The 10,145-nt window shown below is 66.8% G+C and carries 8 protein-coding genes; 3 read left to right on the top strand and 5 right to left on the bottom strand.

From position 1 onward, the window contains the following. Window positions 1-290 precede the first annotated feature (290 nt). Window positions 291-1,676: an epoxide hydrolase family protein gene (locus HBF26_RS16325; protein ID WP_205287662.1), complete on the bottom strand. Its 1,386-nt coding sequence runs from the start codon at window positions 1,674-1,676 to the stop codon at window positions 291-293. 170 nt (window positions 1,677-1,846) lie between these two features. On the opposite strand from HBF26_RS16325, the gene HBF26_RS16320 reads away from it, so the two are divergent. From HBF26_RS16320 to HBF26_RS16310, 3 genes are all read left to right on the top strand, one after another. Beyond that, the gene (locus HBF26_RS16320; protein WP_167128899.1) at window positions 1,847-2,344 is read left to right on the top strand and encodes a cupin; all 498 of its coding nucleotides are present in this window, start codon (window positions 1,847-1,849) and stop codon (window positions 2,342-2,344) included. Window positions 2,345-2,474: 130 nt separating this feature from the next. Further along, window positions 2,475-3,020: a dihydrofolate reductase gene (locus tag HBF26_RS16315; protein WP_167128896.1), complete on the top strand. Its 546-nt coding sequence runs from the start codon at window positions 2,475-2,477 to the stop codon at window positions 3,018-3,020. Next, the gene (locus HBF26_RS16310) at window positions 3,020-3,946 is read left to right on the top strand and encodes a Nudix family hydrolase (protein ID WP_167128893.1); all 927 of its coding nucleotides are present in this window, start codon (window positions 3,020-3,022) and stop codon (window positions 3,944-3,946) included. The genes HBF26_RS16315 and HBF26_RS16310 overlap by 1 nt, the downstream gene beginning before the upstream one ends. 118 nt (window positions 3,947-4,064) lie before the next feature. On the opposite strand, the gene HBF26_RS16305 is transcribed toward HBF26_RS16310, so the two are convergent. From HBF26_RS16305 to uvrA, 4 genes are all read right to left on the bottom strand, one after another. After that, window positions 4,065-4,820: an enoyl-CoA hydratase/isomerase family protein gene (locus HBF26_RS16305; protein ID WP_167128891.1), complete on the bottom strand. Its 756-nt coding sequence runs from the start codon at window positions 4,818-4,820 to the stop codon at window positions 4,065-4,067. A 51-nt stretch (window positions 4,821-4,871) separates the two neighbouring features. Continuing rightward, on the bottom strand, window positions 4,872-6,335 hold the full coding sequence (locus tag HBF26_RS16300; protein WP_167128889.1) for a DUF4139 domain-containing protein: 1,464 nt from the start codon (window positions 6,333-6,335) through the stop codon (window positions 4,872-4,874). Window positions 6,336-6,599: 264 nt separating this feature from the next. Further along, a complete protein-coding gene (locus HBF26_RS16295) occupies window positions 6,600-7,040 on the bottom strand; it encodes an acyl-CoA thioesterase (RefSeq protein ID WP_167025585.1) in 441 nt (146 codons plus the stop codon). Next, window positions 7,037-9,997 (bottom strand): excinuclease ABC subunit UvrA, encoded by a 2,961-nt coding sequence (uvrA, locus tag HBF26_RS16290; RefSeq protein ID WP_167128887.1) that lies wholly within the window; start codon window positions 9,995-9,997, stop codon window positions 7,037-7,039. The genes HBF26_RS16295 and uvrA overlap by 4 nt, the downstream gene beginning before the upstream one ends. Window positions 9,998-10,145 lie beyond the last annotated feature (148 nt).

The raw sequence follows: 10,145 nt of genomic DNA, 5'->3' as shown, positions 1-10,145 counted from the left end.
GACACGTGCTGGGTGGAGGTCGACGGCGAGGTGGTGCGGAGCTGCGCGCATTCCGCGGTGGCCGGAACAAGGGTGGGGACTCAGGGAGCGAAGTCGCTTGCCGCGCGCGAGGAAGGCATGGACCGGCTGCGGGCCAAGCATGAACTGTGTTGCACCGTGTGCGAGAACAATCTCGGCGACAGCGCGTTGTGGGCACCTTCGGTCGCGCGATGTCGCGGCCGGCGCCGGAAAAGCCGATCGTCGCGCACAGCGGCAAACCTGGCGATGCTTAGAATGCCCGTGGCATGCGGCTACGGTCGAACTTGCTTGAACGAGCTGCGCAGTTCCGCGACGAACGCATCGGGTTGCTCCCAGGCCGCGAAGTGACCACCCTTCGGCAGCCGGTTGTAATGGATCAACTTCGGGAAAGCTTTCTCCGCCCAGGTCTTCGGCGCGGCGTAGATCTCGTCGGGGAAGACACTCACGGCGACCGGAATCTTCAGGTGCTTCGGCTCGAAAAAGGCGAGCTTGTTCTCCCAATACAAACGGGCGGAGGACACCGCCGTGTTCGTGAACCAGTACAGCGTCACGTTATCGAGCACGTCGTCACGCGAAAGCCCTTCCTTCTTGCCGTCGAATACGCGGGCAATGAGTTCGTAGCTGCGGATGTCGTGGTCCAGCATCCAGGCCGCGAGCCCGATCGGGGAATCCTCCAGCGCGTATAGCGTCTGCGGCTTGTTCGTCATCTCCTGTGCGTAGCCCAACCCGTGTTTGTAGAAGAAGTCGAGTTGCTCGTAGGCGTTTCGTTCGTCGGCAGAAAGGCCTGCCGGCGCCGGCTGGCCAGCCGACAGCGCCTTCGCTATGTCGTCGGGCACGGTGGCCGGCATGTTCGTGTGGATCGCCAGCAGCTCGGGCGGAGCGATTACCGCCATCTGTTCGGATACGGCGTCGCCCCAGTCGCCGCCCTGCGCGACGAAGTGCTTGTAGCCGAGCCGCTTCATCAGGACGATCCATGCGCGCGCGATGTGCACCGGGTCCCAGCCTGTGGTGGTGGGCTTCCCCGAATACCCGTAGCCGGGAAGGGAGGGAATAACCACGTCGAACGCGTCGGCCGCCGAGCCGCCGTGCGCGGTGGGATCGCTCAAGGGTTCGATGACCTTCAGCTGTTCCACGATCGAGCCGGGCCACCCGTGCGTGATGATGAGCGGAAGCGCGTTCCTGTTCTTCGAGCGCACGTGGATGAAGTGAATGTCCACGCCGTCGATGGTCGTCACGAACTGCGGCAGGGCGTTGAGGCGCGCCTCGACCTTGCGCCAGTCGTAGCTCGACTGCCAGTACTCCGCCAGTTTGCGCATCGTCGACAGCTGCACGCCTTGCGACGTGTCGTCCACCGTTTCCTTCGAGGGCCAGCGCGTCGCGGCGATGCGCCGCCTCAGGTCGGCGATGGCTTCGTCGGAGACATGAACCTTCGGGAATGGCCGTATCGAGGTGTCATCGCTCGGCGTGGCGGCTGGCACGGCGGCGGCCGGCAACGGCGCGGAGGCGCGTGGCTCGCCCGCACCGACGAATGGCGAACTGGCCGGCGCGGGAGGCGCCGCGGCGTGAACCGGCAGGGGGAGCATGACCGCGACGGCAGCGGCCAGTGCGGTGGTTGCAGCGAAGGGCCAGCGGTTAGCTGGCGCGAAGTCTGACGGCATGGCGTCGCCCTCGGTCGGAATGAAATCCTGCACACACGGTCGCGTCTTTCGTCCCTGCGCGCATCAAACCCGCAAAACTTCGTGTCGTCTTGGAAGATACGATCCCGCCGATGACTCCCCTTCGACGTTGTGGCCGGCATCATCCACCCGATGCCCTGGGAGACCGACGCATGACACCGGAGAGCCTGTATTTTCCGCCGCACGACTGGGTGCCGAACCATCCGCGCCTGCCGGTGCTGCTGTATCGCGGCGTGCGATCGGAAGGCGACGTGGCATCGGCGTTCGAGACGTTGTTCGCCGGGAACGGCTGGGTGCCGCGCTGGCGCGATGGGGTGTACGACTACCACCACTACCATTCGAGCGCACACGAGGTGCTCGGGTGCAGCATGGGCTCCGCCACCCTCGTGCTCGGCGGTCCCGGCGGGAAGGAAATAACGGTAAGCCGGGGCGATGTCGTGTTGTTGCCGGCCGGAACGGGGCATCGCAGCCTCGCGGCCTCCGAGGATTTCCAGATGGTAGGCGCCTATCCCGACGGACAGGCATGGGACATCTGCCGCGACGCGCCAGACGCGGCCATGCGGGACCGGATCGCCACCCTGCCTTTTCCCGACACCGATCCGGTGACCGGCTCGGAGCCGCCGCTCACCCGGCTATGGCCTCTCGGCTGATCCTCGCCAAACCGCAGGGAATCGCGATCCGGGTGGCCCCGGCTCGGTTTCGTCCCCGCACGCAGAGGACTACTATCTCCACCGCGGGCCCCTGGGCCCGATTGTGCCAACTCAACGCGAAGGAAGTTCCATGGCTGTTCACCTGGTTGCCGCGCTCGACGAAAACTTTGCCATCGGCAAAAAGGGCGGCCTGCCCTGGCATCTTCCCGACGATCTGCGCTATTTCAAGAAGCTCACCAAGGACAGGGCGGTGTTGATGGGCCGCAAGACCGCCGAGTCCATCGGCAAGCCCCTTCCGGACCGCGACAACTACGTGCTCACGCGAAAGGGCGAGGCACCGTATCCCGGCCAGATCACCGTGCGCTCCATCCAGGAGGCGCAGGCCCGTTGCGGCCACACGGGCGTAATGGTGATCGGTGGCGGAGAAGTGTTCCGCGAAGCCTTGCCGCTGGCGAGTACCCTCTACCTCACCTGGGTGTATGCCTCGGTGGACGGTGCCGACGTGTTCTTCCCCGGCATCGACTTCAAGGACTGGACCGAAGTGTCCCGCGTGCGCCACAAGGCGGACGCCGAGCATCCCTACGCATTCGACATGGTCGAGTACGTGCGGAACCATGCCGTGGAGCGGGAACGCCCCCTCCCCGAGCCGGCGGGCGGTTCGCACCGGACGCCTTGATGCACGTGGTTGCCGGCGTCCTCCTCGACGCCAGCGGGCGCATCCTCATCGCGCAACGCCCGCCGGGCAAGCACCTGGCGGACATGTGGGAGTTTCCCGGCGGAAAGCTCGAGCCTGGCGAGAGCGCGGTGTCGGCGCTCGAACGCGAACTGGAGGAAGAGCTCGGCATCGCGGTCGATCCGGCCACCTTTGAAGCACTGATCCGGGTACCGTGGCGCTATGGCGACCGTGACATGCTGCTCGAGGCTGTGCTTGTGCGTGGCTGGAAAGGCGAGCCCGAGGCGCTGGACGCGGCAGCCATTGCCTGGCACGAAGCGGCCTCCGTCGATGCAACGCTGCTGGCACCGGCCGACCGGCCGATCCTCGCCGCGCTGCGGTTGCCGCGGCACTACGCGATCAGCCCCGCGCATGCCTCGCCGGACGAAGCCGCCGCCTGGGCCCATGCGGCGCTGGATCGGGGCGAACGCCTTCTGCAATTGCGCCTGCCGGCGGAACCTTTCGAAACGGTGCGCGGTGTGGCTGCGGCGATACTGCCCGACGTGCGGCGGCATGGCGCGCAGCTGTTGTTGAACCGCGATGTGGCTGGGGCGGAGGCACTCGGGATCGGCGTGCACCTGGCCTCCGGGCAATTGCGTGAGTGGACGGAGCGGCCGCTGCCGCTATCCGTTCCCGTCGGCGCATCGTGTCACGATGCCGCGGAACTCGAACTGGCTTCGCGCCTCGGCTGCGATTTCGCCACGCTGTCGCCCGTGCTCGCGACGACGAGCCACCCTGGCGTGGAACCCCTTGGATGGCCGCGGTTCGGCCGTCTGGCGGAAGCCGCCTCGCTGCCCGTCTACGCGCTGGGCGGCGTCGGCCCGGAAGCACTGCCGGAAGCGCGAATGCACGCGGCCCAGGGCGTCGCAGGCATAACCGCCTTCCGGTAATCGCAACTCCTGTGGGAGCCGGCTATGCCGGCGATCCCGCGGCAGTGGGCACTCTAGCGAGCGCGTATCGCCGTTGTGTCTCGCCGCCATGGCGGCACCTACAGCGAGGCGCCCGGTGCTACTTCGACTTCAGCCGCGCGACGAGGGCTCTCATCACCGACTGTGTTTCGTCGCCAAAGAAGTCGTCGATGAAGCCCGGATCGAGCAGGTCGGTGGTGTCGCCCCAGACGGCGGTCAGGTCGGCGCGAGCGATGGCGCGCGTGCGCAGCATGGCCTTCGTCGGCAGCTTCAGCAGGTCGTCGAGCCACTGCACGGAACGCGTTACCACCTGTTCCACGGCGGCAAGCTCGTCGACCAGCCCGATGGCGTGCGCCTGTTCCGCATCGACCATCGCACCCGCCACGAGCAGGCGCTCGGCGCGGTAAGCGCCCACGATGCGGCGCATGGCGAACTGGATGGGCTCGGGCACCGACAGGCCCACCTGCACTTCGTTGAGTCCGATCTTGTAGACGCCGTGCGCCATCACCCGGTAATCGCAGAACAGCGACACCACGGCGCCGCCGGCGGGGCTGTGCCCGGTGACGGCGGCGACGGTGGGCACGCTCGACGTGGCGATGGCACCGCAGAGGGCGAAGAACGCGTCCCAGAACTCCTTCACGCCGGCGCGATCGCGCTGGATCAGCGCCGGGACGTCCACGCCCGCGGAAAACATGCCCTGCGCGCCGGAAAGCACGATGCCACGGGCGCCGTTGGACGGGGCCTCGACGATAGCCTCGCGCAGTGCCTGGACCAGCCCGAGGTCGAATGCGTTCACGGGCGCCCGCGCCATGCGGATCTCGTGGATGCCGCCGTCGTGAGGAAGGATGTCGAGCATGTTCGTGGTCCTTGGGTGGGTTCGCCCGATTATGGCGCCGAAGCCGATGGGTTACCTTGCGAGGTCCGACTCGACCCACGTGTACTGCACGGCGTAATCCAGCGTGGCGCTGCCGTTCGCCGGCACCTCCACCTTGAACTCCAGCAGTTCGGGCGAAACCTTGGTCGGCTTTACCGACGACGACGTGAGTTTCCAGGCGCGCCAGCGGTTCGGATGCTCGTGCACGGTGACGGTTCTCGGCGTATCGCCGGCATTGGACAGGACGATGCGGAAGCCCTCGTCCATGCGGTGCGCCGCCTGGTCCACGGTGAACGTGGTCTGCTCGCGCGAGGCGGTGAGGTCGAACGCATTGCCCAAGGAAACCGTGCTGTCCTGGTTCTTCGGCGTATCGTCGATGCGACCTTCGCCCAGCAGTTCGGCGTTGCCGTCGCGGTCGGTGGTGAGCACGCGCACATATCCTGCAGGCAAGCTGTCGAATGCCTTGAAGCGCAGGTTCGAGACCACCGGGACGCCATTGGCGGGCGGCACGGTTTCTTTCTCGACGTTCGGGCGCGGCGGGAACCAGCCGCCCGCCTGGGAGTCGTAAAGCGCCTGCCGTTCGCAGTCGAGCGTGCGGCGGTCGTACAGCGGGGTTTGCGTGACGCTGCCGTCCGGGAGGTCCACGGCGGCGGGCAGCGTGTAGGTGCGCAGGTCGCCCAGCGTTGCCTGCGAGGGCGCGGCTTCTGGCGCGGCGGCAGCCTTGAACACGAACATGCGGTCTTGCGCGGCTCGTGGCTGCGGCGGCGTTTTCGCCCTGCGCGCCTCGCCAGCGATGAGCTTCAGTGTCACGTCCTTCCAGTCGCGGCCGCTGCGGTTGGCGATGCTGGCCGCCGAGTCGAAGGTCATGCGGCAGGCATTGCCCGGCTGGATCGTGGCCACATAGGCGCCGCGCCAGCCGAGACCAGAGGTGGGGTAGTCGAGCTGGGCGTTCGCCTTGCCGGTACCGCCGCCGGTCACGCGCACCTGCAGTGTCGAGCCGCGTGCGAAGTCGGTACTGTCGGCCGCGCGCAGCGCGGCGTACTGGCGTACCAGGGTGGCTTGCCCGTTCGCTTCGCGCACCACGAGGGCGTCGCCGCCACGAACCAGCGTGCCGCTGGCGATGGGCTGGCCGCTCTCGCCGATGACACTGACGTTGCGACCGACGAGGCCGGCCACCGCGCCGTCGAAGCCCTGGCCGAGCAGCAGGCGCTGCGAGACGACGCGGGTTTCCTTGCCGGGAAAGCGCAGCGACAGCGCCTCGCTGTCGAGCGCCGCGGGCAGGCCGTCGATCGTCAGGTCCTGCGTGCCGCCCTTGAGGTCGAAGGCGCGCCGTTCGTGGACCACGGCATAGCCGTCGCCCGATACGGCGTCGCCGCCGGTGGAAAAGAGCTGGTCGCCATCGGCGCGGTAGAGCGTGAGCGCGGTGCGCTCGTCCGCGGCGAAAGCGGGAAGGGCGACGGCGCAGGCGATCGCGAGGACGAGGGAACGTTGCAGCATGATGCTCTCCATGTAGGCCCTCGCGGATCATACCGGTGGCACATGAACGAGGCGAAAGTTTTTGTGGGAGCCGGCTATGCCGGCGATCCCGCGGTAGCGGGCATGCTCGCCGCGAGCACCCATCGCCGCTGAAGCGGCTCCCACACAAAACTCGCATGGCCTGTGCCGAAGCGATTAGCGGTAGTCAGCCGGCTCCAGCAAAAGACAGTTGATCCCACATGAAGCCGGTGCTTCCGCGGAAACCTTGGTTCCCGAATAGAATTCTCAGCCCCGCTCCGCTTCCGCCACCGCATCGCGCACCGCCTGCGGCAGCGGCACAGGGCGACCGCTGCGGGTATCGATCCACACCATGGTGATGCTGCCGTCGCAATGGATGCGCGTGGGATCGTTGCTGTCCAGGATGCGATGGCCGATGGTCATCGAGCTGTTGCCCATGCGATTGACGAAGAGCTCGATCTGGATGTCCGCCGGCCACTCGATCGGCAGGCGGTAATTCAGTTCGCTATGCGCCATCACCGGCGCCGCGGCCGGGCTGTACCAGTCGCCCGGAATATCCTTCAGCCACTTGAGGCGTGCTTCCTGGAGGTAGACCAGGTAATTGGCGTTGTTGACGTGGTTGTACGCGTCGAGGTCCTGCCAGCGCACGTCCATCGGCGTGATGAACAGCGGAACGGGTGCGGGGTTCAGGGAGGCTTCGGTGCTCATGCGGTCCTTTTCTTCTTCGCGGCGGCCGGCTTCGCGGTCGTCTTCTTGGCGGCGGCCTTGGCAGGCGTGCCGGCCGCGGCTTTGGCGGCGGCTTTCGCCGGAGCCTTCGGCGCGGCCTTCGCAACGGTACGCGCCGGCTTCAGGTGAGGCAACAGGAAACGCCCGGTGTGCGACGCCTTCGTGGCGGCCACGGTCTCGGGTGTGCCGCTGACCAGGATGCGGCCACCGCCGGCGCCGCCTTCCGGGCCGAGGTCGATCAGCCAGTCGGCCGTCTTGATCACGTCGAGGTTGTGCTCGATCACGACCACGGTGTTGCCGTGCTCCACCAACTGGTGCAGCACGTCGAGCAACTGCTCGATGTCGTGGAAGTGCAGGCCCGTGGTCGGTTCGTCGAGGATGTAGAGCGTGCTGCCCGTGTCGCGCTTGGACAGTTCCTTCGACAGCTTCACGCGCTGCGCCTCGCCGCCGGAAAGCGTGGTGGCGCTCTGTCCGAGCTTGATGTAATCGAGGCCCACCGCGCGCAGGGTTTCGAGCTTGCGCGCGATCACCGGCACGTTCTCGAACAGCTTGAACGCGTCTTCCACCGTCATGTCGAGCACGTCGGCGATGGTGTGGCCCTTGTACATGACTTCCAGCGTTTCACGGTTGTAGCGCTTGCCGTGGCACACGTCGCAGGGCACGTACACGTCGGGGAGGAAGTGCATCTCCACCTTGATCATGCCGTCGCCTTCGCAGGCCTCGCAGCGGCCGCCGCGCACGTTGAAGCTGAAACGGCCCGGCGTATAGCCGCGCTGACGCGCTTCGGGCACCTGCGCATACAGCTCGCGCAGCGGCGTGAACAGGCCAGTGTAGGTAGCCGGGTTCGACCGCGGCGTGCGGCCGATGGGCGACTGGTCGATGTCCACCACCTTGTCGAACAGTTCCAGTCCCTCGATGGACTCGTAGGGCGCCGGTTGCTCGCCCGCCCCGTTCAATTCCATCGCGGCGAGGCGATAGAAGGTGTCGTTGATGAGCGTGGACTTGCCGGAACCGGACACGCCGGTGACACAGGTGAACGTGCCGACCGGGATGCGGACGTCGACATCCTTCAGGTTGTTGCCGCTGGCGCCCTTGAGTTCGATCCACTGGTCGTCGCGGGCCTCGCGGCGCTTCGCGGGCACCTGGATGCCGCGTTCGCCGCTCAGGTACTTCGCCGTGACCGACGCGGGCGAGGCGAGCACCTGTTCCAGCGTGCCTTCGGCCACCACGTGGCCGCCGTGCACGCCGGCGCCGGGACCGATGTCGAGGATGTGGTCGGCTGCGCGGATGGCGTCCTCGTCGTGTTCCACCACGATGACCGTGTTACCGAGGTCGCGCAGACGGGTGAGCGTGCCGAGCAGGCGCTCGTTGTCGCGCTGGTGCAGGCCGATGGACGGCTCGTCCAGCACGTACATCACGCCGACGAGGCCGGCGCCGATCTGGCTGGCCAGACGGATGCGCTGCGCTTCGCCGCCGGAAAGCGAATCCGCCTGGCGGTCGAGCGTGAGGTAATTGAGGCCCACGTCGTTGAGGAAGGTGAGGCGCTCGCGGATCTCCTTCACGATCTTCACCGCGATCTCGCCACGCCAGCCCGGAAGCTTCAGCTTCTCGAAGAAGCCGAGCGCCGAGTCGATCGCCAGCGAGGTGATCTCCGGAATCGCATGGTCGGCCACGAACACGTTGCGCGCCGACGGATTCAGGCGCTGGCCTTCGCAGTCGGGGCAGGGATGGTCCGCGATGTAGCGCGACAGTTCCTCGCGCACGGCGGCCGATTCGGTCTCCCGATAGCGGCGCTCCAGGTTCGGCAGGATGCCCTCGAACTTGTGTTCGCGGGTGACCTTGCCGCCGCGTTCGGTGATGTAGCGGAACGGAATCAGCTCGCGGCCCGAGCCGTTGAGCACGGCGTTCTGCACCGACTTCGGCAGTTCGCGCCAGGGCGTTTCCGGATCGAATCCGTAGTGCTTGCCCAGCGACACGATCATCTGGTGGTAATACGGATTGCGGCGGTCCCAGCCGCGGATGGCGCCGCCGGCAAGGCTCAGTTCCGGGTGACCCACGACGCGCGCGGGATCGAATACCTGGGTGATGCCCAGGCCGTCGCAGGTGGGGCAGGCGCCCACGGGGGAGTTGAACGAGAACAGGCGCGGTTCCAGCTCCGGCAGCGAGTAATCGCACATGGGGCAGGAATAGCGCGAGGAGAACAGTTGTTCCTGCGCCTTGGCATCGTCCATGTCCACGAGGATCACGATGCCGTCGCCGAGGCGCAGAGCCGTTTCAAACGATTCGGCCAGACGCTGCTTGATGTCCTCGCGCGGGCGGAAGCGGTCGATCACCGCCTCGATGGTGTGCTTCTGGCGCAGGGTGAGCGGCGGCACGGCGTCGAGGTCGTACACCTCGCCGTCCACACGGGCGCGCACGAAGCCCTGCGCGCGCAGCTGGTCGAACACCTGCACGTGCTCGCCCTTGCGTTCCCGGATCACCGGCGCCAGGAGCATCCAGCGCTTGTCGGCGTCCAGCGCCAGCGCCGTGTCCACCATCTGGCTTACCGTCTGCGCTTCGAGCGGAATGCCGTGGTTCGGGCAGCGCGGGGTGCCGACGCGTGCATAGAGCAGGCGCAGGTAGTCGTACACCTCGGTGATCGTGCCGACGGTGGAGCGTGGGTTGTGCGACGTGGACTTCTGCTCAATCGAGATGGCGGGCGAGAGCCCTTCGATCGTGTCCACGTCCGGCTTTTCCATCATCGAGAGGAACTGCCGGGCATAAGCCGACAGAGACTCGACGTAGCGCCGCTGGCCTTCGGCATAGATGGTGTCGAAGGCCAGCGACGATTTGCCGGACCCGGACAGGCCCGTGATCACGATCAGGCGATCGCGGGGCAGGTCGAGGTCGATATTCTTGAGATTGTGCGTGCGGGCGCCGCGGATGCGAATGCTGTCCATGTGCCGACGTAAATGGGGGAAGTCGGCGACTATACCAAGGGTTTTCGGCCTTCATGCCGCGTCGACTTTTGACGGTTCATCACATTTGTTATGAGGGATCGGCAGCCGGTCGGCCAGGGTGCCCAGGGACCGTCGGCGGGGCTACCAT

Origin of the sequence: Luteibacter jiangsuensis (assembly GCF_011742555.1) — a bacterium.
GTDB lineage: Bacteria > Pseudomonadota > Gammaproteobacteria > Xanthomonadales > Rhodanobacteraceae > Luteibacter > Luteibacter jiangsuensis.
This window is presented reverse-complemented; position numbering and strand designations above follow the sequence as displayed.